Here is a 23,887-nt window from a genome sequence, read left to right as displayed (position 1 = left end):
CCAGCCTAACTCAATCAGCCAAACCTTTGGGGACGGTAAAATAAAAGGTGCTTCCCTTCCCCGGAGTGGAATGGACCCAGATGCGACCTTCATGTTGCTCTACCAACTTTTTGCAAAGGGCCAGGCCAATGCCGGTACCTTCGTATTCCTTTTGGCTATGGAGTCGTTTGAAGATCAGAAAGATGTTACTGAGAAATTCTTCTTCAATTCCAATACCATTATCTTTTACCGAAAACTGCCATTCCTCTGGTGAATTGGTAACGGTAAGCACAACTTCTGGCTGTTGCTCTGGGAGACAAAATTTCAGTCCATTTTCAATGAGATTTTGGAGCAATTGTTTCAACTTTATCCGATCAGCATAAATACTGAATGATTCTTCCGGCCATACGACCACCGCCTTTTTATTTTCGATGATGGGTTGTAGCTCTTGCTCCAATTCATCAATGAGCAATGGAAAAGGAATCAGGCTAAGTTGTCGTTTATTGGTGTTTGCGCGAGAGAAGGTCAACAAATCCTCAATGAGGGCCTGCATATTGACCGCACTGTTAATGATAAATTGTAAAAACTCTTGCTCCTTTTCATCCAGTCGATCGACAAGTCTGCGCTCGAGGAGATTTGAAAAGCTGACAATGTTCCGAATGGGTGCCCTTAGATCATGAGAAGCGATATAGGCAAAATTTTCCAATTGCATATTGCTCTCAATGTAGGTTTGCAAGTCCTTGTTTTGGGTATTGAGCTGTTCGAGCTGTTCTTCGATAAGGTTTTCCTGTTTCACCCTTTCCGTAATATCGTGGTAAATCCGCAGCAGTAATTTACGGCCATCGATTTCTAGCACTTGCTCAAAAGCTTCTATATCAAAATACAATTCTTCGCTGTGCCAGAAGCGAAAGACTTCCTGGCTCGCCCGCATTTTATAAAGCCGCTTGATGATGCGTTCCCACAAGACCAGCGATGGCTCACCATTGGGTTGAACCTCGGGGGTGATTCTGAGAATTTCTTCTGCGGTACCAAATAGATCCGTTTCACTCTGAAAAAGCGTTGACATTCTTTTGTTGCGAATCAAGACTGTGCCACGCGGGTTGGTGATGGGGTGAAATTCAGACACATCAATGATGTCTATCCCTTCCGCTGCATTTTTTATAATAGCCTGATAAAGTGCGCCTTGTTCTCGTAGTAAGCGTTCAGTCTCTCTGTTTTTTGTAATATCGAGATAGGATAAGATAAAATAAAGCGGCCTATTTTCTTCATCCAATTTGAGTTGGCCAGATCCTTTCAACCAGATGACGGTGCCGTCATTACGAACCCAACGAAATTCGCCGTGGACAATTTGTTTTTTTTCCGTGACCAGTCGCTCTACTAACTTTTCGAAATGCAATTTATCCTCGGAATAAACAAGGTCAATCAAAGGTTTATTGATATAAGCATTGCGCTCAAAACCCATTATTTGATCAGAAGCAGCCGTCGTATAAACAACATGTCCTTGTAAGTCTACCCGACAGATTCCAACAGGGGCTAATTCAATAAATTCCCGGTAAAGGACTTCAGAAGTTTTTAACTCCTCCAGCTTTTCTGCTTGGTAATCAATTTTTCCTTTCAGAGTAGCAATATAAGCTTCTACCTTCAGGCGTTCCGTGTCCGGCAAGGTTGCTAACAATTTGGCATCCAATTCTTTCATTGATTACTATGCACGGATTAAGGATATTTCGATAGTGAGCCAGAAAGCATCTCTACCTAACAAATTCAAAAATATATAATTTTAAGTAGAAAGCGTCTAAATTTTAGCTAAAGCCTCCATTCCATCCTGCAAGATGAGACGAAAAAATGTACTTTTGTGACCCAGACGGCCTTATGAGTTGTTCTAGGAAAAGATATTGTACATTTTTAATATAAAAAATACCCACCGATGCCATTTGATTTGGATATGATTGCGGCTTATTATAAGTCGCTACCGGCTAAGGTTGAAGCGGCCCGCAAGATGCTGGGACGCCCCATGACGCTGGCTGAAAAAATTCTGTATACTCACCTTCACGAAGAATCTCCTCTCCAGGAATACAAGAAAGGAAAAGACTACGTTTTCTTCGCCCCGGACCGGGTAGCTATGCAAGATGCTACTGCCCAGATGGCCCTGCTACAATTTATGGTAGCTGGTCGTGACAAAGTGGCTGTACCTTCTACCGTACACTGTGATCACCTTATTCAAGCCAAAGTTGGTGCCGATGAGGATTTGGCTATCGCCAACGATGTGAATGCGGAAGTGTACGATTTCCTTACCTCCGTGTCCAACAAATACGGTATTGGATTTTGGAAACCCGGCGCTGGTATCATTCACCAGATTGTCCTTGAAAACTATGCTTTCCCTGGAGGAATGATGATTGGTACCGACTCGCACACGCCTAATGGTGCGGGCCTTGGTATGATTGCCATTGGTGTAGGTGGTGCTGATGCTGTTGATGTAATGGCAGGTATGCCTTGGGAGCTTAAGATGCCTAAGCTGATTGGTATCAAACTGACGGGCAAACTTAGCGGTTGGACTTCCTCTAAAGATGTTATCCTCAAAGTTGCGGGTATCCTTACCGTAAAAGGTGGAACTGGCGCAATTGTAGAATACTTTGGTGAGGGTGCCGAATCACTTTCTTGTACGGGTAAAGGCACCATTGGTAACATGGGTGCCGAGATCGGTGCTACGACCTCTACCTTTGGCTACGACGAATCCATGAGCCGCTACCTTCGAGCAACTGATCGCGCCGAGATTGCAGACATGGCAGACAAAGTAGCCGAGCACCTGACGGGCGATGCCGAATGCTACGCTCATCCAGAAAAATACTTCGACCAGGTCATTGAGATTGACCTTTCTACTTTGGAGCCTCATATCAATGGTCCTTACACCCCTGATCGTGCGTGGCCAATTTCTGAATTTGCGGCTGCGGTTAAGGAACACGACTTCCCTCCTGTACTGGAAGTAGGTTTGATTGGTTCTTGTACCAACTCCAGCTACGAAGATTTGGACCGTGCAGCTAGTTTGGCACGTCAGGCGAAAGCCAAAAATCTGAAAGTAAAATCGGAATTCACCGTTACCCCTGGTTCGGAGCAAATTCGTTATACGGTTGAGCGCGATGGTATCCTGGAAGCGTTCGAAGAAATTGGTGGTGTAGTACTCGCTAACGCTTGTGGTCCTTGTATCGGACAATGGGCACGCCATACGGATGATCCTAACCGGGCCAACAGTATCATTACCAGCTTCAACCGTAACTTTGCCAAGCGTAACGACGGCAACGCCGCTACCCGCGCTTTCGTAGCTTCACCGGAACTGGTAACCGCTATGGCGATTTCTGGCAGTATGACCTTCAACCCACTTACCGATACCCTCACCAACGAAAACGGTGAGCAGGTGAAACTCGATCCTCCAACGGGTGTTGAGCTGCCTCCTAAAGGTTTCGCGGTGGAAGATGCTGGGTTTATTGCGCCGATGGAAGATGGAAGTGGCGTAAATGTATCTGTAGATCCTAACTCTGACCGGATTCAATTGTTGACGCCATTTAAGCCGATCACCCAAAATCAGGTACAAGATATGCGTGTCCTGATCAAAGCGAAAGGCAAATGTACCACTGACCACATCTCTATGGCTGGCCCATGGTTGACTTACCGTGGTCACCTGGAAAATATTTCTCAGAACTGTTACATTGGTGCGATCAACTACTTCAACGACCAGGCCAACAAGGTGCTGAATGCTGAAACAGGCGAGTACGGCCCTGTTCCTGACACAGCGCTCTACTACCGTAACAACGGTATTGGAAGTGTAATCTTCGGTGAAGAAAACCTCGGTGAAGGTTCTTCCCGCGAGCACGCAGCCATGGAACCTCGCTTCCTCGGTGTTCACGCAGTGATTGTAAAATCATTTGCTCGTATTCACGAAACCAACCTTAAGAAGCAGGGAATGTTGGCTTTGACCTTCGTTAATCCAGCGGATTACGAAAAGGTACGCCAGGATGATAAAGTTTCCATCATTGACTTTGACAGCATGGCTCCAGGTAAAAACCTGACCGTAGTGCTTGATCACGCTGATGGCACCCAAGATCGTTTTGAAGTAGCTCATACCTATAACCAAGCTCAAATTGGTTGGGTAAAAGCAGGTTCTGCATTGAATCAGATCAAGGAGGAATTGGCTAAGTAGGTTGGAAGGGTGTAAAAGTGTAAGGGTTTAAAAAGTTGCAGATGCTGTTCAATTAGCACTTGGACCTTCACACCCAGTTCTGATTTCCGATTTCTACGGTGGTTAATTCTAACCTTTCTTACTAAGAATTCGACAAAAAAGCTCGTTGTCCATAACGGATAACGGGCTTTTTTTGAATAGTTTGGAGAAACGCTTACTTTCATCGCTTCACTTTCAAATGTTTATGCAAAAAGTTCAACTAGACCTTCCTATCGTACTTCCGGATTTGCTCGATGAGCAAGATGCCTGTATTCAACTGCTCCTTGCAGACCTCAATGATAAGAAGGGGATTGTTGAAGCACACATCAAGGAGCAGGTCCCCCTCCAATTATGCGTTCACTATGAACCAGCACTGATTTCGCTGGCGAAAGTTGAAGAGATCGCCCATAAAAGTGGCACCAAAATTACCCAACGGTACCAACACCTGTTGATCCGCGTAAAAAAAGTCCGCCATCAGCGTCATGCTCGTCAGTTAGAACACAAGTTAACAGCGATACCTGGTGTTATGACGGCGATGATTTCGGTACCAGGCACCCTCCGACTAGAATGGGATAGTGAGCAAATCGGAGAACAGGAATTGCGGCAAAAAGTAAAACAGTTGGGCTTGCGTATCGCCCCCGCAACTAAACCTCAATATCACCCCTCTCCAACGCCCGTCCAACATCACCATGAAGCGGATGATGATCATGATCATTCGGGCATCAATTTCCTGGGAGAGCATACGGAACTATATCTGGCCATCGGTAGTGGCATCGCCTGGCTATCGGGTTTTATCTTGTCATTTCTGGAGGGTATGCCCCCTGGCTTGTTGATTGGGCTTTTTAGTGTAGGTATCCTATGTGGTGGTTACTTCACGCTCCTCGAAGCCATTGGAGCTATCCGTCAGGGGAAGTTTGAAATTGACTTTTTAATGCTCGTAGCTGCTGCCGGAGCCGCAGCCTTAGGCAAATGGGGAGAAGCAGCGCTGCTCTTATTTCTGTTTAGTTTAGGGCATGCTTTGGAACATTATGCTATGAACCGGGCCCGAAAATCTATTTCTGCTCTCGCAGATTTGGCTCCTCCTGTCGCACTTGTCCGACGAGATGGAAAAACGGTAGAGGTTCCGATTGAGGACCTCGAAGTAGGAGCTATCATTGTGGTAAAACCCAATAGCAAAATTGCCGCAGATGGCATCATCATCAAGGGCTTCAGTAGTGTCAACCAAGCTCCCATTACGGGTGAAAGTGTTCCCGTCGACAAACGCCCCATTGAGCATCCTGAAAATGATATTGTTTTGGAAAACGTCCCGGCGGAACATCGGGCATTTGCGGGTACGATCAATGGTAGTTCTGTTTTGGAAATTAAAGTTTTGCGAGCTACGCACGACAGTACATTGGCGCGTTTGATCACCTTGGTGAAAGAAGCCGAAACACAGAAATCACCAACCCAATTGTTTGCTGATAAATTTGAGCGTTATTATGTGCCCGTTGTATTAGGGGTAGTAGTTTTGCTGCTCTTTGCTTTCTTAGTCATTGACGAGACTTTCGCCGATAGCTTTTACCGTGCCATGGCGGTACTTATCGCAGCTTCGCCTTGTGCGCTGGCCATCTCTACACCTAGTGCGGTACTGGCGGGAGTTGCACGCGCAGCACGCCAGGGCGTCCTCATCAAAGGCGGGCGACCACTCGAAGATTTGGGCAACCTCACCGCCGTTGCGTTTGACAAAACGGGGACACTTACCGAAGGAAGGCCCCGACTTACCCATGCTCTTCCTTACGAAAACGCCGCACGAGAAGACCTTTTGGTTGCTGCTGCCGCAGTAGAGGCGCTGAGTGACCACCCTTTGGCCAAAGCCATCGTCGAGGGTGTAAAAAAGGAGCTAGGGGACAGAGAAATTCCACCAGCAGAACAACTGGAAGCACTCATCGCCCGCGGCGTAAAAGCCCAGATGAACAACGAAACCGTCCACATTGGCAATCGTCGCTTGTTGGAGGAAATCACCGGCGCACCTGTACCCCAAGCGCTCGACCAACAAATGAAGGACTTAGAAGATGGTGGTCACACGGCGATGATCATCCATCGTGGCGACCATTACCTGGGCATCATCGCCGTTATGGATACTGCTCGCCCAGAAGCAAAAGCGACATTGGCCGCATTGAAAAAAATCGGCATCCGCCGGATGATCATGCTCACGGGCGACAACCAACAGGTGGCCGAGGCAGTAGCGGCAGAGATCGGCATCACCGATCCGCTGGGCAGCCTGCTTCCCGAAGACAAAGTAGCCGCTATCGAACGTTTGAAAGCTGAAGAAGGTAAAGTGGCCATGGTGGGTGATGGGGTCAACGACGCCCCCGCCATGGCAAAAAGTACGGTAGGCATTGCCATGGGTGCCGCCGGATCAGACGTCGCCCTGGAGACGGCCGATATCGCCCTGATGGCGGATAAGCTGGATAACCTCCCCTTTGCCATCGCCCTCAGCCGCAAGGCCAAACAAATTATCAAGCAAAACCTCGTCATCAGCCTGGGGATGGTGGTCGTCCTGGTCCCCTTGACCGTCATGGGGATCGCAGAAATTGGCCCCGCCGTCATTGCACACGAAGGATCGACGCTGGTGGTGGTACTCAATGCGTTGCGGCTTTTAGGGTTTAATAACAAATAGTTAAGCTTTCGAAAAAATGACGAAAGTCGTGAAGAAATAATAGAGTTGTGACACATCTATTGGTTTTGACCTCGGTAGAGGTTATATATTGGTAGAACCATGCTTACAGGAATGAAAACGACCTCGGAGGAGGTCGCATATTATAAACGTTATCTTCCATTTTGATTATGAAATTGATTATCGTAGTTTTAACCTAAACAAAATAGACGTTCTCAATATGGCTGACGTATTCCACCAAATTTACATACAGATCATATTTGCTGTAAAAAATAGACAATCCCTAATATCACCGGAATGGGAAGCTAACCTACAGCGGTATATGACTGGAATTGTTCAAAACAGAGGTAACAAAATGTTAGCAATAGGAGGAATGCCAGACCATGTTCATATTTTCATAGGATTCAAACCCTCTGAAAACTTGTCGGATTTAGTTCGGGAAATAAAAAAAGGTTCAAATAATTTCATTAAGAACGAATGTTCTTCTCCATATAAATTTGAATGGCAAGCTGGCTTCGGAGCGTTTTCATACAGTAAAAGCCACAGAGATGCCGTTTGTAGGTATGTCTTGAAACAAAAAGAACATCATAAAACTCGATCTTTTGAAGAAGAATTCAGAAAGATACTTGCAGATTTTGAAGTAGACATGGGCAAAAAACAAATTTTTGATTTTTTCCTACCTGATCATATAGTCTAAGTCAATGTTCGACCTCCTCCGAGGTCGTTCTAGTTCGGTACAGCAAGTTCTACCAATTGGTGACCTCTACCGAGGTCAAGATCAAATAAGGATATGCATCTATACTAAGGGACATAACCAAAGTTGTAGTCTCTTGTCTATTGATGATTTAAGCTCATCCTAAATTCAATAAAAAAGACATGAATCGTTTAAATATCCCTTCCCTCTTTTGCCTGCTCTTTTTATTTGTTGCGAGCTGCCAACCAGCATCCTCCACAGCCGAAAAAACGGACACCATTACCACGGACGATAAGCTCGGCGACGAATCGGCAACACCGCCAAGTGGCTCTCAGATTACTCAACCCGCTAAGAGAGCAATTCCTAAAGCTTCCTGGCCGGGCACCTATCTCTTCAACGAAGGAGCTGACGGCAACTTCTGGGGCTATGAACTCCAACTTGATGACCAACTACAAGGCACCCTTTATGTGGATGGTTTTCAAACCATGCAACGACTCTTGGTTGCTGGCACTACTAGCGGCAACACGCTCAAAGTGAAACTCGTGGGTTATGACAAAGACAATCTTTTTGAGCAGCCTGCTATCGGCAGTGAATTATTTAAGCTGGAGCAAAAAGACCAGCAATTGATTACCTACTGGGGAAGCATGACTCCCAATATGATCGCCAACAACACCGTAGGGCCAGCTTTTAAGAAGGTTCGCCAGGAAGACGAAGCGACCAATATCAAGCTGCTGATTACCCGCAAATCTTTTATGGGTATCCAACCAGGAGACAAAATTACCGACCACCAAGCCAAGCTCAAAAAAGACCTCCTGCAAACCGGAGAAGGCGATTTTGAGATTTTCTTGATCAATGATCCCAATGGCAATCCTCTGGGCTACCTCCATCCCGACCCTAACGATGAACAACTCGTTGGAATGATCGTCATCACCAGTCCGGAAGCAAAAACCGAAGACGGGCTTTCCGTGGGCATGACGCTTGGTGATTTGCGCGAAAAACTGACCAATTATGAGATTCACGGCTCAGAAATCGAAGGGTACACGGCGGCCTATCACGGCCCCTTCAGCTACCAGCTTGATTCCCGCAACTGGGAATATGATCTGGATGCTAGTACGATTGGGGATGAGGTCAAGATCATTGAAATTACGCTGAGGGATTAAATTCCACGCCTATGAAAGCCTTATTCCCTTTACTTTTTCTCTTTCTATCAGGCTTGGCATTTAGCCAACAATGGGTAGATACGACCTATACCATCCAGACAGAAAACAATCTGTTCTACGGCACGGCCCATGGCTTTGCGGGAGCTACAGATTCTCTTTTTCTAGACCTCTCCTACCCTACTGATGATACAGTGTCAGCCTGTGGCAGACCTTTGTTGGTGATGGTTCACGGAGGGGCCTGGATTGCTGGCGACAAGGCTGAAGGTTATTCTCTCCGCATCCGCGAAGATTTTGCCAAACGCGGCTATACCACAGCAGCCGTAAGTTATCGCTTGGGACAAATCCATACCAATCAATACATCAACTGTAATGTCCCCCAGTGGAATTGTTACAACATGACAGACAGCAGCGAGTGGTACCGCGCCTATTACCGAGGTATACAGGATGTGCATGGAGCAGTGCGCTACCTCATCAACCATTCGGAAGACTACCAGATTGATCCCAATAACGTTTTTATCGTAGGGGAAAGCGCTGGCGGGTTTATTGCTATGGGCGTGGGCTTCCTGGACCAGGATGCAGAAGTATTGACAGATTTAGTAGCCGAATACCCAGCGGCCCCAACACCCAATCAACTGTACGAAAGCCCCTGTATTCAAACCCTCAATTTAGCTAACAATATTGCAGCAATGGACCTTGCTCGTCCGGGCCTGGGCAACTACGAAGGAACATTAAATTTACCCCTGAGTGAGCCCTACCATCTTCGTGCAGTAGGCAACTTTTACGGTGGTGTCTTCAATAATATTTTCATGACCAATGCCGCTGCTCCTCCTCCGGCATTGTACCTGTATCACCAACCTTGTGACTTGATTGTCCCTTACCGTAGCTCCAGGCTACTTGCCGGGTATGTCGATTGCCTGTTGGGGTTCCCGACCAACTGTGGTTATATTGTGAATCGCCCGATAGTCTACGGTTCGTTGGGAATCAAGCAAATGATTGACACCATGGAGGTGAACGGTATAGCTACGCCCGAATATTTATTTGACAACACCACTAATAATTGGAATTGCCTGCAACAAGCGAGCAACCCCTCGATGAGTTGCCACGCCATGGATAACTATTGGCTGAGGACAAGCAATATGGCAGCTTACTTTGCGGAATACATTGCCGCCTGTACGGTAGCTGCAACCACTACCATGGAAGACCTATCAGATTGGGTGAGTATTTATCCAAATCCGGCACGTCATATTACAACCATAGCATTCAAAGAAGCACAACCTTCCGTCACTTTAGTGGTGACCAACGTTTTGGGCCAAATCCACCATCGGCAAACAAAGCAAAACTGTAAGGCCATTACCTTGGACCTAAGAGATTTTCAGCCTGGTTTATATCAATTATTTTTCGAAATAGGAAACCATCGATTCTCTCGAAAATTAATCGTCACTACTGAAGATTAATATAAGCATTACCTTTGTTGAATGGTACCTCAGCCCCGATTATCTCTTTTATTACTTTTTACTGCACTAGCCTGTGGCTACCTCTTATTTTACTGTCTGGATGCGCTACCTCTACGCCTCTGGGACGAAGGCCGACGGGCAGTCAATGCACTGGAAATGTGGGCGGGAGAAAGCCACCTCTTGGCACCATCGTTTCTTGGAGAACCTGACCACTGGGGCACCAAACCACCGGTGCTCATTTGGGCGCAAGCCCTGGCTATGAAGGCATTCGGCCCTACCGTACTGGCCGTTCGCTTGCCAGCTGCTCTTGCGGCCCTGGCAACCTGCCTCTTTTTGGTTTACTTTTCCGCCAGACATTTAAAAAAGGGTTGGGCGGGGCTTGTAGCAGCCTTGTGCCTTGTCACGGTTCCCTTCTACATGAATGGTCATGCTGCCCGATCAGGGGACTTTGATGCGCTGTTGGTATTGTGGTTAACGGTAGGAGTGCTCTACCTTTATCTTTTTCTTCAAGAAAACAATAAACGTGCGTTGCTCTTTTCCGCTGCCGCTTTGACGCTGGCACTTTGGACCAAGGGTGTGGCGGCATTATTTTTCTTGCCCGGTATTTTTCTGCTCTGTTTGTTTGTGCCAGCTTATCGTTCTGCCTTGACCAACTGGCGGGTTTATACTGCGGTATTATTGCCCATGGCTAGCCTCGTCGGCTATTATCTGCTGCGAGAAATCTACGACCCTGGGTTTATTCAGCTCCTGTGGGAGAACGAACTGGGTGGGCGGTTTAGCCAGCCCCTGGAAGGACATCAAGGAAGCCCTTCCTTTTACTTACGGCAACTGTTTTTTGAGCCCACCAAACAGCCTTGGTGGCTATGCCTCATCGTTGTACCATTGCTCTATTGGCGTAGTGCTGCTGTTCGACCTTTGCTTCGTTATCTGATCGTGTTAATCACTATCCATCTACTAATTCTTACCCTCGCTTCAACAAAGATATTATGGTATGCGATGCCTCAAATTCCGTTTTATTGTTTGCTACTCGGGCTGGGGTTCCAGGAGCTACTGGACTGGATTTCGGTAAAAAAACGTACACCTTATGCCAATTGGATAGCGCTAGCAGGTTTGTTACTATTTTTTACCTGGCCCTACTTCAACATGGCCCAACACGTAGCACAAACCCAGCACGGCCCGGAATATTCTTCGACCACCGTTTACGGCGCTTACCTTCCAGCCTTAGACGATTTGGCGGAGTACACTTTGCTCCTTCCCTCCTACAATCCTTCGGCTATTTTCGCTGCTTGTTTGGCGCAGCGGCGGGGTATTGATGTAGACATTGTTTATCTTGAAACGCCCCCAGCACGTGTTCATCCGGGAGCAGTATCGGCCTCCAATTTTCCATCAGGCACCTCCGTTGTTGTGTGCGAAATGGATCCCTGGCTGTATATGGATGGTGCTTATCGTTTTAGTTCTTCGCACGAAATATCTCCTTGTAAGTGCTTGAAGGTTGAGGGTGAAAAGTAGCAAGATTGGGTTAAAAACCCGAACTTACCGGTGAAAGAACCGTACCAATCTATCTATCCATGTCCCAACTCCTAGCATCCTCCCTACTTTTACTGTTCGTCTTGACATCTTGCCATGCACAACCACCCGCTGCCGAAGAAAGCAGTGCAAGTCCATCGACTGTTGGCGGGCCCTGCGAAGGCTGTGAAGCACTTTTTGAATATGGTGATCGTGAACTTTCTGCCATCGACACCCTGCCTGGGTTTCAAGAGAATGAACCTAAAATAGTCCTTACGGGAACCGTTTTCGAACCAGATGGCATAACTCCCGCAGCTGGCACCATTCTTTACATTTACCATACAGATCGAGAAGGCTTGTACAGCGGGGGCACCAACAGCAGCATCTGGAGCCGCCGCCATGGTCGCTATCGGGGCTGGGCAAAAACAGATGAGGCAGGGCGTTATACTTTTTATACTTTCCGGCCAGCTCCCTATCCTGGTGGCCAGGAAGTAGAGCACATTCACCTTACGGTGAAGCCCCCCCAAACCAATGAATATTACATTGATGAGTTTGTCTTTGACGATGATCCTTTACTCACGCCATCTCGCCGGGAAAGGCTGAAAAACCGTGGTGGTTCCGGGATTTTACAGCTAACTAAAGAAGGCTTACTGTGGAACGGAGAGCGGGATATTGTATTAGGGCTGAACGTGCCGGGGTACGCTCCGTAAGGTCGGGTTTCATACCCGGCCTCGGGGAGCAATCAAAGCGTCAGGTTTGAAACCCCGACGCTAGAGAGCGGGAAGAAGGAAGAAGCCATCCCAATGTAGTCGGGTATAAAACCCGACGCTTGGGAGCAGAAAGCTACCCCAACGCAATAGCGATGGAGCTACGTAACCGCTCCGTAAAGCCGGGTTTCATACCCGGCTCTTGGAATGAAGGGATGCTCTTAACTCCGTAAGGTCGGGTTTCATACCCGGCCTCGGGGAGCAATCAAAGCGTCAGGTTTGAAACCCGACGCTAGAGAGCTGGAAGCATAAGCTCAGAAATTTGCATCTAAGATGATAAAGCCATAATTTAGCCTGGTATTAATCTCTCTGACCCTCCGTGATAAACCGGAGAAAAATGATTTTATAATGGCACAATCTTACCACGCGGTATGGATACACCTCGTTTGGGCAACAAAAAACCGGCAACCACTTATCGTTCCCTCGCTTAAATACAAACTCTACGACAAGTTTCGTGAAATTGCCAAAGACAAAGGCTATCACCTGGATTTTGTCAATGGGATAGAAGACCATGTTCATCTTCTTGTTGGGCTGCATCCAAAATTCAGTATATCGACTGTTGTGAAAAACTTCAAAGGCATTTCCCACACTTGGATACGCGATAATAATCTTTCAGAATTGTACTTTAATTGGCAGGATGGTTATGCAGCGTTTTCGGTGAGCCCAGATCGGGTACCTAACACCAGACGCTATATTGAGCGCCAAGAAGAACATCATCGCGCTACATCTTTTGATTTGGAATGGCAGGATTATCAATTCCAAGCAGCCGTGTACAAGGATTAAACGCCGTTGCTCCGTCGGATCGGGTTTAACGGAGCAACGGCGTGAAGGAAGCCTTACGCAATCTCTCCACCACAGCTTGATCCCGCGCCAGCGGTACAGCCATAGCAATGCTGGTTGACAACCACATTGCGGTTTTTGAGCGCATCCAGGTCAAAATCATCGATGTGCTGGCTGGTGCTTGCGACTTTCAAGTCCAGCATCTGGTTGAAATCACAATCATAGATGAAGCCATCCCAGCTGATGGACAGGGTATTCCTGCACATGAGGCCTTCTACCGTACCAGGATTATAAGCTTCTACCAATTTGTGCATGTATTCTTCGTAGTTGCCACTCTCCAACAGGTAGTCGAGAAAACGAGCAATAGGCAAGTTGGTAATGGCAAAAAGCATATTGAAATCAATATCAAACTTACGCTTCAGTTGCCGCTTAAACTCTGCCTGGAGGGTCTCTTGTCCACCTGGTAAAAAAGCACCACTTGGGTTGTAGACGAGGTGTAGTTCCAAGCCTGTGCCTTCCTTGCCATACCCTACTGCATTGAGCATCTGCAGGGCTTTGATAGAATCTTCAAAAACGCCATCTCCCCGCTGACTATCCGTCCGCTTCTTAGAGAAATACGGTAATGAGGAAACGACTTGTACTTTATGCTTTGCGAAAAATTCGGGAAGATCGTGGTACTTAGGATTGGCACACAGAATGGTGAGATTGCAACGATCAATTACTTGCTTGCCCAGAGCCGTTACTTCCTCAACAAACCACCGAAAGTGGGGGTTCATCTCCGGAGCACCGCCGGTAATGTCGACCGTTTTGATGGAAGGTACGGAAGCAATAATTTGTAGGCAACGCTCCAGCGTAGCGCGATCCATATTCTCTTCCTTGCGGTCGGGGCCAGCATCCACGTGGCAGTGAGCGCAAGTTTGGTTGCATAATTTACCAATATTCAATTGGAAAATCTCAACGGGATTGGTCTTTAGTGGACGGTGCCCGATTTCGGCGATCTTATCACCAAAACCCGGAAATTTTGAATCCACAATATCCTTTCCATTCAGTACATTCAATTGTACAAAAGTATCCGAAAGGTTATTCCCCCTTGCTTTGAGGGATTTGCTTTTTTGCTTAATAGCCATCTGTTGCTTTTTAGGGAAAGTTTACATTTGCCCGAAGGAAGAAGATAAGTCCACAAACAAAATTACATGGACAATCGTTCAGCGTGGTTCATCATCTGCACACCAAATACCAATGCGGCACCGCTCTTGATTGCGGCAGCTACGTGTACGGCTTCCATCATTTGCTCTTCATCAGCACCTTTTTCCAAAGAAGCTGAAGTGTAAGCATCAATACAATAGGGACACTGTACGGTATGGGCAACGGCAAGCGCAATCAAGGATTTTTCGCGCTCCGTCAGTGCTGTGTCTCCCTTGAATACGGTATTGTAATACTCGAAGAATTTGGTTCCCATCTCCTCTTGCAGCTCAGTGATCTTACCGAATTTGCGTAGGTCCTGAGGATCAAAATATTTCTTTTCCATGTTGTTGGAATGCTAGTTGTATTGAAAGAGAGCAATACTAGCACAAAAACCTCAGATGGCAAAATATATGCAGGGGCCAATGTCCGTAGTTGGACAAGTGGAAGTAGGCTGTTCAATCTGAGGGCATTTTTATGTGACGGATTTTAGCTCTTTTTTGACAAGCTAAATTGCTCGGTAAAAGTTGCCCAAAGCCAGGTTGCGCGGGCATTAGTCCGCACCCGTCGAACGAAAAGAACTCGTAGCGGGCTAAAGCCACGCGCAACCTAATTCACCCTCAGATTGTACAGCCTACATGTAGAGGGCATCGCCCCTAATGCACATGTGGCTTTATCTCCGTCAGGTAATCTATAGCTTGTTTGACGGTATTGATATTATCCAGCCTGACCGTGCGTATTTTTTGCTTACTAGCCTTACTGTTTTCTCTAGCAATTTTGACGGCCACCATCAGCATGGAACGCTGAAGCTCGTTGAGCGGATGATTGTGATAGTCTTCCTCCGTACAGGGAATGGCTTCGGTAGGTGGCGGAGGCAAATCTGGCCAACAACTGCGCTTTTCTTTTGAAAAGATGTGTTCAAACGTATGGGTATTGGGAGACATATCCCTGGCCTGCAACCCTTCTAATTGCCATTTCTTACACATGGTTTTAATAAAAGAAGTATGGTCAAAAACTTCATTGACAATCGTGTTCTTGGGAATCGAGGAGGCGACCATCACCATTGGTACCCGGATGCCGAGGCGTTTGAAGTCGAAATCTTTTTCTCCCTTGCCGGGAAAGTGGGGTGCCTCCGTAGGGCCGGGATAAATGTGGTCAAAACAGCCGCCATGTTCATCGTGGGTGATGATCAAGAGGGTATCATCGCGGAGGGGGCTGTCCTTGATGATATTGTAGACATTGCGGATCAGGTCTTCACCGAGGCGGACAGTTCCTTCTACGGTTTTACCATCATTGACATCCCAACCGCTTTTGACCGAAGAAGGGTGCTGATCATTGTGTTTGCCAAAAAATTTGGGCTCGATAAAAGAGTATTGTGCGAAGGGGCGGCTGCTTTCGCCGTTGATATCTTTGCGAAACTCCTCCAGGTCGTTCCAATTGGGAACCAGGTTGGTATGGTGCGAAAAACCATGCACCAGGTGCGTTACGGAAACCAGTGGATCGGCATAGATATGGTGAGTGATATTCGCTGCTTCCAGCCGGTCGAACAGGGTGGGTGCTGGCCAGACGGCTTTGCGCCAGGCTTTAAAGCCTTTCCAGCCCTGGTGTTTGGCTTCATCCGTAGGATTGATCACTTTACCGCCCGAAGTGCCAGCGTGCCAGAAGGCCCGGTTACACCAGGTTTGGCTGGGTACAGAACAAAACCAATGATCAAAAACTGCAAACTCCCGTGCCAGCGTCGTCAGTACAGGAATCTGCCTAGGCTTAAAGCACTGCATAATCACCTCATAATGACAAGGTTTTGGATTTTCATAAGCCCCGTATTTTTCATTGAGGCAGGCACGATTCTTCTTGCTAAGTCTTTTTTTCGAACCAATTTTTTCGAGCCAAAGTCCTTGCAAGGTGTTGATATAATCAGTAACGAAGCCCTTCATGCGATCTTCTAGCGGAGGCAATGGATCGGGAAGGTTATAAGGTGGCGTCATCTCCGTTTGATCAATCCCTTGATTGCTCTTTGGCAAGATGGTATTGTAAAGCTGAGTATTGACATGCTGATAGACCTCGCCCGGATCAGGAAAGGGTTGGGAAAAATCCGACGCTTCCTTGATCTTCAAAACCGGATTTTCAGTATACCCCTCGGCGTAGGGTGGCACCGGATTTTCCTGATCAGATTCGTTCAACCCCGCAAACGTTTTTCCTGGCGGAATTTCAAATTTCGGGTCTTCGTAAAGAAAGCCCAGCAAGTTATCGAAAGATCGATTTTCCAACATCAGCACCACGACGTGCTTGAAGCTGTCCAGGCCTTGAAATTCAGGGGATGCTTGTTGTTTCATGAATACGGTGTTTTCGGTGACCAGCTAAAGATGCAATAATTACCAAGAAAACACCACCGTATTAATACCCATTTTTAGTCAGAAGAAAGATTGTTTAGAAAAAATCCCAAAAGAAGTGCTATCTTAATCATTGGAAACAAGAAGTAGAAATTATTTTTCACTTTCCTTTCCTCTCCCCTAATATATTCTTCCTTAAACATTTGCCATCAAAGTAATTTGCTGAAAGGCAATATCATTGATGATACTTTTTTTTGAATTTATTTCAAACTAAAAGACAGCTTCCATACGGTCTTGTGCCAAGCGCGTTGACTGATTCTGGAGTTCTATATTGCATTTTTGTTTTTAAACCCATATTCAAATTATGAAAAAGAAATCTACTATTATCCCCCTGGACAAGTGGGACATTTCTCACCTCCGACAGCACCTTCAATATGCGGTGGATCTGGAGTTTTGGACCATTCCTTTTTACATGTCCGCCATGTATTCGATTAAAGACCGTACCGACCCGGCCTATCAGCTTATCCGAACGGTTGTCAATCAAGAGATGCTCCATTTGCAAACGGCGGCGAATATTGCCAACGCCTATGGCCTTTCTCCTAAATTGGGGGCACCAACATATAAAGGAGAAATACCGCATATCGATTTTTCAGGAGATAGCAAGTCGGAGCTCAAAAAGTATAATCCGTACACCGCAGAAATTGGACCATTGGATCTGAAACACATCAACGCCATGTGTCTGATTGAGTTGCCGGAGTCACTTTCCGGAGAGGCGCCTGATCTTCGCGAAGAGACCACTGACTACGGCAGTATTGGCCAATTTTACCAAGCACTTCGCTACGGAGCTGCTCAATTGAAAAATGAAATTAGAGGCGGGGTAAAACAGGTTGATTTCTTCGGCGCGTTTTATCGTAATATGCCTTCCATGACCATTACCGAATCCGGAGAAAATGGCTTCCATCAGGTCGACCTTCTTATTGATCTCATCACCGAACAAGGCGAAGGAGAAGGCAAAAACACTGAAACCATGGCCGAAACATTCCGTAATACTGCCGATGATTCCTTCGCTGAAGATGATCACTTCGATAAATTCATGGAAATCAAAAATGGTAAATCATTACCTACCACTTTCAAAGCGATAGCTCCAGCTAAATACAACGCTCACCAAAAGAAGCTGGAAGCCATTCTGATCGCTCAGTTTACCGAATTAAGGGCTGTTCTTGAAGGCTTGTTTGCTGGTGAAAATCCACAAAGCTTTTTCCCGATCATGGCCTCCGTAGGTGGAGCTATTCGCAACTGTTGGGAAAACGAGGTGACGCCTAAATTTAGCTAAACAGGGATTGCTGAACTTTCGGCATCAGTCCATAAAGGAATTCAGCCCCTTGTCTGCGTGGGGCTACCAAAAAGTAAAAAAATGAAAAAAACAAAAAAGCATAAAACCATATTCAGGGTTCATCCTACCATCAATTTTGCCCGCTTTGGGAACAGTGAGGAATATTACCTATCGCCTGAAACCAGTGCGGGTCTTCCTCTGCCTGGCACCACTACCACCGGCGGTTTACCCATCAAACCTGGCACCGAGGATGAATTTGTCACCAGCAGCGACCTCCGCGATGCGGATGGGCAACTGAAAAAACAAGCTGCTCGTTTTCGCCTGTATGCTTACAACTTCCAAGGAGTAGACACCTACCCCGGCGGTGAAGGTACCGAGGTCGTCGTAGGCACCGAAATGGCCGATGGCCGTATCGTCACCGATTTGCTCTGGACCGTGCATTTGGCCAACAAAAAAGCGGCCGCCTACAACGTCGTCAACAACCTGGGAATCAATGCCTACAAAAAGGTGGGCAAACCCGGTGATCCCGACTATTACGATGGGCAGCCCCAAAAGCGTAATCCCGAAGTGCACGGTGAAATCAATGACCCTTCCCGTCTCAATCAATTGATGATTGATGCCGGACCAAGAGCTATCTCCGCCAAATATGAAGAAGTGGCCCACTTTGATGGCAAAACCATGCCCTCGGCAGTGGGTGAAGGAGGCAATATCCAGGAATACCCCGACTATCCGGTGCGCTTTCCCGCCGATGTCAACGATGAATTGTTTGAGCCCAACGGCCCGTTAGACACCCTGGGGTCAATACTTACGGATGATAAAGGCAGACTATTGGTACTCCCCAGTACGGGCAATGCCGTAGGCCAATACGACGAATATGGTCTACCCATTCAGATGACCGGCGACCTCAACAACGTGGGTTGGTACGACTCTGCCTCTGACGGGCCGGTATCCGTAACCGTAAAATTCGACGACGGCTCTTCGGAGGAAGCTTTTGGTGCCTGGGTGGTCTGTGGCGATCCCTCCTATGCACCCCAAATTCGCAACGTCGTTTCTGTCTGGGATGATGTTTATGATACCTGGGTGCGAGAGCTGGAATTACAACCTGAGCTTTATGATGGCAAAAAGTACAACAAAGATTATGTTCCTTCTTTTGCCCGCGATGTGCAGCCTGTTTTCATTGCTTCCAGCCTACAGCGGTGGACCGCTAATTTGCCAGAAATGGCTCTAAGGGCGCACCACGCAGTGGAATCCATCAGCGCGGAAGATGATCCTGACAAAACCATTATGGCGGGGCTGAACTTCCTGCGTAATCCCTTCAAGGATGAAACAAATATCGGTGCCCCCCTGATGCCACTTTCCTTGGGTGCTTCCGGCACCTCGTTTCTGACGGTAACTAAAACCCAGTATTTCCTCCTGGAGCAATGGAGCAATAATAATTTTAACAAAGGTGATGGCAAACAACTTGGGCCCGGTGAAATGCTGGACATGGCCTCTTTGTCCAACTGTCTCGGCGGGAGGTATGTGCCAGGTATTGAGGTGAGCTATACCGTTCAGTCGCCCGAAATTTATATGACCGATTGGCGCAAATCAGGTTCGGGACCTTTCCGGATAAAACACTTCCAACTGGATTACAGCAAGGCAAAACCCGACGTCCCCTTCCTCAGCAGTGGATGGATTCCCCTGCACGATATGACCGACGGACTGGAACCCGGCGACATGTCGAAATTTATGGCGATCCCCTGGCAAACGGATTATAACTCCTGTTCGATTCACCAAACTTTGATCAACACGAATGGTGTCAACGAGAGCAATGGCGCTGCTACTACGCTCTACTGGTCGTGGCCATCACAGCGCCCGGATGCCGTGTACGTAGCCGAAGAAGTGGTCAATAATGTGTTGCCCAAACAACGCTGGTCAATTCGAGGGCCCGGCACTTATGCCATCAATCCAGCCTCCGCAGCTACGTTCCAGGACCCGCTGGATTCCGTCAAAAACTGGGACAAAATTGGCATCATCATCCAGGGTACGAATATTGACCTACCGGGGCAGCAATTTTCGCCCAAGCTCTACCTCGAAGTGCAGAGTAAGCTTACACGCCCGGGTGATGCTACCGACCCAGTAGCCATCTGGCCATTCAATGCTAATCCGCCAAAAAAGAAGCTCAAGCATTGAAATTAAGGTCGCATTACGATATTGTTATTCTAGGGGGTGGCCCGGCTGGTTTAGCCGCGGCCATCACCCTATTACAAGATGCTCCCTACTCAGTACTGATCGCTGAGAGCCAGCCCCCTGAGCAAGAGCGAATCGGTGAAAGCTGCCCGCCAGATACTTTATTGTTGCTGAGGAAACTAGGCCTCCTGGACACTTTTCGCGAGGGTCCTCACTCACCTTGCCCGGGTTATGCATCCGTATGGGGACGGGCGGCGGTGGGATACAACGATTTTATCGTCAACCCTCTCGGTCCTGCCTGGCGACTGGATCGACCTCATTTCGACCAAATGCTGGCTAATGAAGCCGTAAAACGAGGTGCGCAATTGGAGTACCAACTAAGATTCCTTTCAAGCAATGCAGATAAAGAAGAAAATGCGCCTCATCACTTAAGCCTCCTTGATGTAAGCACACAAAAAAAACATCAGCTCCAGGCCCATTTTGTCATCGACGCTACAGGGAGCAAAGCCCGTTTTGCGAAAGCAGTAGGCATTGAAAAACAACTAGACGATCAGCTATTTGCGATGGTGAGGTTTGCCCAAATCGCTGCTGGTAATATTACTCGACAAGTGCTGCTTGAGGCCACACCCACAGGTTGGTGGTATACGGCTAAATTGCCTAATGACCGGCTGGTAAGTATGGTCGTGACCGAGAAAGAGATGCTGCCTTTCTTACAAAAAAAAGACCAGCAGGGTTTTGAAAAAGCAATTGATCAAACTTCTTTCGTTGGAAAAAGTCTAGCCAGCTTAAAACTCCAAAACAAAACCTATCATACCTGGCCCATCTTTTCCGGCATCCTCCCCCAGTTGGAAGGTTCCAACTGGATGGCGATTGGGGATGCTGCTTCCAGTTACGACCCCATCGCTGCTCAAGGGATTCATAAAGCGCTCTCCGATGGCATTGCTTGTCTCCATAAGGTGAGTTCCTTTTTCAAAAAAGAGGCCCCGTCTTCTAGTTTTTCAGACTTCGTTCGTCAACGCTATGCAGCGTACCAAAAAAACAAAACCTATAGTTACGCACAGGAACAGCGCTGGGCCAACCAAGCTTTTTGGCGTAAAAGGCATAGCATTTGAGCTAAAAAAGCGGCCTGGAGGAGAAATGGCCTGTTTGTATTTTTTTACTTTTGATAAAATAATAAAGGATAACATGACTGATCAAACCAATAGCCTATCTACCAGAGGCCGTGCCTTGGCCGAAAATCCCGCTAGAATTGATTTTGAATTATTTATGGATGCCAATCAAAATCTGTATTGTCCTGATAGCAACCCCGAGGGTGCATTTCCTTTGAATGTTGCAGAAAACACCCTTTCCTCATCGACCATTAAAGCGCAGTTGGCCACTATTCTTCAGCAAAATGAAATGCCCGATTGGGTATTGAATTATACCGACCTTTTAGGACATCCGGAGGTCAGAGCCCAAGTAGCGCTATTCATGGAACGCTACCTCTGCAAATGCCCCATTGCTGCCGACACCATTGGCTTCTCGGCCGGTGCCTCAGCAATTATAGAAGTCAGTTCATTTGTGCTGGCCAATCCTGGTGATGTGGTGGTGATCCCCGCACCATCCTATCCGATGTATACCAACGATCTAGGACTAAAAAGTGGCATGGAGCGCTACGATCTTCAGACACATTATGAGCTAACCGAAATGGGCTCCGAGGCCCCCGTCCAACCAGCAGACCTGGATAAAGCCTGGGCAGCACTAGAAGCTCAGGGAAAGTGCTTCAAAATATTATTGATCACTTCTCCCGACAATCCCACGGGGTGCAGGTATACAAAACAGCAATTGTGGGAGTTGGCAGACTGGTGTATGGCCCATAAGGTTCACCTGATTGTCAATGAAATCTACGGGCTTTCCTTGATTGACACCCAAGAAAAGGACTTGCAAAAGGACTACCAAGCCACCTCAAGCTATGCTTCTTTTGCCACCATCATGCACGAAGCAAAAAGTGATTATTTGCATTTGTGGTATGCCTTCTCCAAAGATTTTGCCATGTCTGGATTGCGGTTTGGTGTGGTGCATTCGCTCAACGCAGCTTTCATGACGGGCCTGGGGAATCTAAATATTCCTCACCTGGTTTCAAATATTACCCAGTGGATGGTAGGAGTAATGCTTAGTGATGCAGCTTTTATGGAAAGCTATATACAGGGAAACAAAGCGCGCCTTACTCAAAGCTATAAGCTGGTGGTTTCGGCTTTAAGAAAAATGGAAGTCCCCTACGTTCCCGCCAGGGGAAGTTTGTTTGTTTGGGCAGATTTTTCTAAATTCCTAAAAGAGAACAGTGACAAAGGCCAGGAAGCACTCTGGGTGGATATTTATAAAAACACGGGCGTATTGCTCACCCCTGGTTCGGGTTTTCAGCATCAGAAAAAAGGGCTTTTCAGAATCGTGTACACCGCAGTTCCTCTTGCCCATTTGGAAGTAGCTATGGATAGGATGACAAGTTATCTACCAACTTTGATTTAAAAAGCTGATGTCGGGAAACAGCTAAGCCATTGCTACGAGCATTATTAAAGTCTCTCTTCCCTTGGCTACTTAAAGTGACGCCGTACTCGTCTCCCCCCTACACGACTTTCGCCCCCACAAGATCGCTATGCCAATACCGAAATTACTGCTTAGATTTACCACCTAAACTTTATTAGCTAAAAAATATTTGTTGAATGCTACATTTCGAAATAAAAGGAGGAATACGAATGGTTATTCTTCTACTTTTTCTGCATGCTTATCAACCTCAATTGCTAGCGCAAGACGTAATCTTTACACAGTGGGAAAACATGCCGATTTATTTCAACCCTTCGCTAACAGGAAACTTCAAAGGAAATATCAGGCTTCGCACGAAATATCGAGACCAATGGCGCTCTCTACTAGGCAAAAATGCTTTTAATACCAGTGCGGCGTCATTTGAGTATAAATTTAACGAAGGCAGTAAACGTAAATTGAGCTTGGGAATGCATGCCCTCTTAGATAATGCAGGTCAATCCTTATCTACCAATTCATATAACCTTTCAACTTCGATATCCCAAAATTTAGGTGATACTAAAGATGCCCACCATAACATATCATTAGGGTTTAATCTGGGGGTTGTAACGAAGAAATTGGATTTGGAATGGTCTCCTGGTACAGAGCCAGAAGATTTTAAGTCGAAGATAAGCTACCCCGATTTCTCTTCAGGAATAAACTGGCAGTACATTTCACAAAATCGGTTTCAGTTTCAACTTGGGTCAGGAATAGCTCATTTGAATAAACCAAATGTTTCTTTCTTCGAAACTGGAACCGTAAGACCGGATCTTCGCTACACCATTCACGGAGTTGCAGAAGTCCCGATCATGGCTAAAATATCCTTGGCTCCTTCTTTTCTCTATTTTAAACAAGGTTTTTTTGACCAACTTCTCTTTGGCCTTGCAGGAAAATTTTATTTCAAAGCCAATGAGTTTGATTTCTTGCAATTAGGCCTTCTTGCAAAAACAACCCAAAATTTTGACGGGAGAGATGTCAATGTATTCGTTTTATCAACAATGGTAGAATTAAACGGTATTCTACTAGGGTATTCCTTTGATCGGTTCCAATCTACGGAGAGTAATGCACATGAATTTTCTTTGGGGTATGTTTTCGGCAGGTAAAATCTGCT

Annotated in this window: 17 protein-coding genes; 13 read left to right on the top strand and 4 right to left on the bottom strand. The window is 46.8% G+C overall.

Annotated features, from left to right (window positions below):
• Positions 1–10: 10 nt before the first annotated feature.
• Positions 11–1,675 carry an ATP-binding protein gene (locus AB0L18_RS17495; protein WP_367388602.1) on the bottom strand — a complete coding sequence of 555 codons (1,665 nt, stop codon included), beginning with the start codon at positions 1,673–1,675 and terminating at the stop codon, positions 11–13.
• Between the two features lie 228 nt (positions 1,676–1,903).
• On the opposite strand from AB0L18_RS17495, the gene AB0L18_RS17490 reads away from it, so the two are divergent.
• The 8 genes from AB0L18_RS17490 to tnpA (AB0L18_RS17455) all read left to right on the top strand — a co-directional run bounded on the left by AB0L18_RS17490 (position 1,904) and on the right by tnpA (AB0L18_RS17455) (position 13,209).
• The gene (locus AB0L18_RS17490) at positions 1,904–4,171 is read left to right on the top strand and encodes an aconitate hydratase (protein WP_367388601.1); all 2,268 of its coding nucleotides are present in this window, start codon (positions 1,904–1,906) and stop codon (positions 4,169–4,171) included.
• 223 nt (positions 4,172–4,394) lie between these two features.
• On the top strand, positions 4,395–6,848 hold the full coding sequence (locus AB0L18_RS17485; protein WP_367388600.1) for a heavy metal translocating P-type ATPase: 2,454 nt from the start codon (positions 4,395–4,397) through the stop codon (positions 6,846–6,848).
• A gap of 217 nt (positions 6,849–7,065) precedes the next feature.
• Positions 7,066–7,542 (top strand): IS200/IS605 family transposase, encoded by a 477-nt coding sequence (tnpA, locus tag AB0L18_RS17480; protein WP_367388599.1) that lies wholly within the window; start codon positions 7,066–7,068, stop codon positions 7,540–7,542.
• 179 nt (positions 7,543–7,721) lie between these two features.
• On the top strand, positions 7,722–8,699 hold the full coding sequence (locus tag AB0L18_RS17475) for a DUF5991 domain-containing protein (RefSeq protein WP_367388598.1): 978 nt from the start codon (positions 7,722–7,724) through the stop codon (positions 8,697–8,699).
• Positions 8,700–8,710: 11 nt separating this feature from the next.
• Complete coding sequence (locus AB0L18_RS17470; protein WP_367388597.1) at positions 8,711–10,153, top strand: T9SS type A sorting domain-containing protein; 1,443 nt, start codon at positions 8,711–8,713, stop codon at positions 10,151–10,153.
• 21 nt (positions 10,154–10,174) lie between these two features.
• Positions 10,175–11,662 (top strand): ArnT family glycosyltransferase, encoded by a 1,488-nt coding sequence (locus tag AB0L18_RS17465; protein WP_367388596.1) that lies wholly within the window; start codon positions 10,175–10,177, stop codon positions 11,660–11,662.
• A 59-nt stretch (positions 11,663–11,721) separates the two neighbouring features.
• Positions 11,722–12,369 (top strand): intradiol ring-cleavage dioxygenase, encoded by a 648-nt coding sequence (locus tag AB0L18_RS17460; RefSeq protein ID WP_367388595.1) that lies wholly within the window; start codon positions 11,722–11,724, stop codon positions 12,367–12,369.
• A 405-nt stretch (positions 12,370–12,774) separates the two neighbouring features.
• The gene (tnpA, locus tag AB0L18_RS17455; protein ID WP_367388594.1) at positions 12,775–13,209 is read left to right on the top strand and encodes an IS200/IS605 family transposase; all 435 of its coding nucleotides are present in this window, start codon (positions 12,775–12,777) and stop codon (positions 13,207–13,209) included.
• Positions 13,210–13,262: 53 nt separating this feature from the next.
• On the opposite strand, the gene arsS is transcribed toward tnpA (AB0L18_RS17455), so the two are convergent.
• From arsS to AB0L18_RS17440, 3 genes are all read right to left on the bottom strand, one after another.
• Positions 13,263–14,333, bottom strand: a complete 1,071-nt coding sequence (gene arsS / locus AB0L18_RS17450) for an arsenosugar biosynthesis radical SAM (seleno)protein ArsS (protein WP_367388593.1) — start codon at positions 14,331–14,333, stop codon at positions 13,263–13,265.
• 62 nt (positions 14,334–14,395) lie between these two features.
• On the bottom strand, positions 14,396–14,734 hold the full coding sequence (locus tag AB0L18_RS17445) for an arsenosugar biosynthesis-associated peroxidase-like protein (protein WP_367388592.1): 339 nt from the start codon (positions 14,732–14,734) through the stop codon (positions 14,396–14,398).
• 310 nt (positions 14,735–15,044) lie between these two features.
• Positions 15,045–16,721 (bottom strand): alkaline phosphatase family protein, encoded by a 1,677-nt coding sequence (locus AB0L18_RS17440; protein ID WP_367388591.1) that lies wholly within the window; start codon positions 16,719–16,721, stop codon positions 15,045–15,047.
• 361 nt (positions 16,722–17,082) lie between these two features.
• Between AB0L18_RS17440 and AB0L18_RS17435 the strand changes: the two genes are divergently transcribed.
• The 5 genes from AB0L18_RS17435 to AB0L18_RS17415 all read left to right on the top strand — a co-directional run bounded on the left by AB0L18_RS17435 (position 17,083) and on the right by AB0L18_RS17415 (position 23,879).
• Entirely contained in the window at positions 17,083–18,051 is a 969-nt protein-coding gene (locus tag AB0L18_RS17435; RefSeq protein WP_367388590.1) for a ferritin-like domain-containing protein, read from the top strand.
• An 81-nt stretch (positions 18,052–18,132) separates the two neighbouring features.
• A complete protein-coding gene (locus tag AB0L18_RS17430) occupies positions 18,133–20,223 on the top strand; it encodes a LodA/GoxA family CTQ-dependent oxidase (protein ID WP_367388589.1) in 2,091 nt (696 codons plus the stop codon).
• Positions 20,220–21,332 (top strand): FAD-dependent monooxygenase, encoded by a 1,113-nt coding sequence (locus AB0L18_RS17425; RefSeq protein ID WP_367388588.1) that lies wholly within the window; start codon positions 20,220–20,222, stop codon positions 21,330–21,332. The genes AB0L18_RS17430 and AB0L18_RS17425 overlap by 4 nt, the downstream gene beginning before the upstream one ends.
• Before the next feature lie 73 nt (positions 21,333–21,405).
• Positions 21,406–22,725: an aminotransferase class I/II-fold pyridoxal phosphate-dependent enzyme gene (locus tag AB0L18_RS17420; protein WP_367388587.1), complete on the top strand. Its 1,320-nt coding sequence runs from the start codon at positions 21,406–21,408 to the stop codon at positions 22,723–22,725.
• Positions 22,726–22,919: 194 nt separating this feature from the next.
• Complete coding sequence (locus AB0L18_RS17415; protein ID WP_367388586.1) at positions 22,920–23,879, top strand: PorP/SprF family type IX secretion system membrane protein; 960 nt, start codon at positions 22,920–22,922, stop codon at positions 23,877–23,879.
• Positions 23,880–23,887 lie beyond the last annotated feature (8 nt).

This window comes from Lewinella sp. LCG006, assembly GCF_040784935.1.
Lineage (GTDB): Bacteria > Bacteroidota > Bacteroidia > Chitinophagales > Saprospiraceae > Lewinella.
This window is presented reverse-complemented; position numbering and strand designations above follow the sequence as displayed.

What these genes read in the sequence shown, in the direction of transcription:
- AB0L18_RS17420 (WP_367388587.1), top strand. Translation starts at nt 21,406, where the DNA reads ATGACTGATCAAACCAATAGCCTATCTACCAGAGGCCGTGCCTTGGCC.
- AB0L18_RS17465 (WP_367388596.1), top strand. Translation starts at nt 10,175, where the DNA reads ATGGTACCTCAGCCCCGATTATCTCTTTTATTACTTTTTACTGCACTA.
- AB0L18_RS17430 (WP_367388589.1), top strand. Translation starts at nt 18,133, where the DNA reads ATGAAAAAAACAAAAAAGCATAAAACCATATTCAGGGTTCATCCTACC.
- tnpA (WP_367388594.1), top strand. Translation starts at nt 12,775, where the DNA reads ATGGCACAATCTTACCACGCGGTATGGATACACCTCGTTTGGGCAACA.
- tnpA (WP_367388599.1), top strand. Translation starts at nt 7,066, where the DNA reads ATGGCTGACGTATTCCACCAAATTTACATACAGATCATATTTGCTGTA.
- AB0L18_RS17415 (WP_367388586.1), top strand. Translation starts at nt 22,920, where the DNA reads ATGCTACATTTCGAAATAAAAGGAGGAATACGAATGGTTATTCTTCTA.
- AB0L18_RS17475 (WP_367388598.1), top strand. Translation starts at nt 7,722, where the DNA reads ATGAATCGTTTAAATATCCCTTCCCTCTTTTGCCTGCTCTTTTTATTT.
- AB0L18_RS17470 (WP_367388597.1), top strand. Translation starts at nt 8,711, where the DNA reads ATGAAAGCCTTATTCCCTTTACTTTTTCTCTTTCTATCAGGCTTGGCA.
- AB0L18_RS17485 (WP_367388600.1), top strand. Translation starts at nt 4,395, where the DNA reads ATGCAAAAAGTTCAACTAGACCTTCCTATCGTACTTCCGGATTTGCTC.
- AB0L18_RS17460 (WP_367388595.1), top strand. Translation starts at nt 11,722, where the DNA reads ATGTCCCAACTCCTAGCATCCTCCCTACTTTTACTGTTCGTCTTGACA.
- arsS (WP_367388593.1), bottom strand. Translation starts at nt 14,333, where the DNA reads ATGGCTATTAAGCAAAAAAGCAAATCCCTCAAAGCAAGGGGGAATAAC.
- AB0L18_RS17445 (WP_367388592.1), bottom strand. Translation starts at nt 14,734, where the DNA reads ATGGAAAAGAAATATTTTGATCCTCAGGACCTACGCAAATTCGGTAAG.
- AB0L18_RS17490 (WP_367388601.1), top strand. Translation starts at nt 1,904, where the DNA reads ATGCCATTTGATTTGGATATGATTGCGGCTTATTATAAGTCGCTACCG.
- AB0L18_RS17435 (WP_367388590.1), top strand. Translation starts at nt 17,083, where the DNA reads ATGAAAAAGAAATCTACTATTATCCCCCTGGACAAGTGGGACATTTCT.
- AB0L18_RS17495 (WP_367388602.1), bottom strand. Translation starts at nt 1,675, where the DNA reads ATGAAAGAATTGGATGCCAAATTGTTAGCAACCTTGCCGGACACGGAA.
- AB0L18_RS17440 (WP_367388591.1), bottom strand. Translation starts at nt 16,721, where the DNA reads ATGAAACAACAAGCATCCCCTGAATTTCAAGGCCTGGACAGCTTCAAG.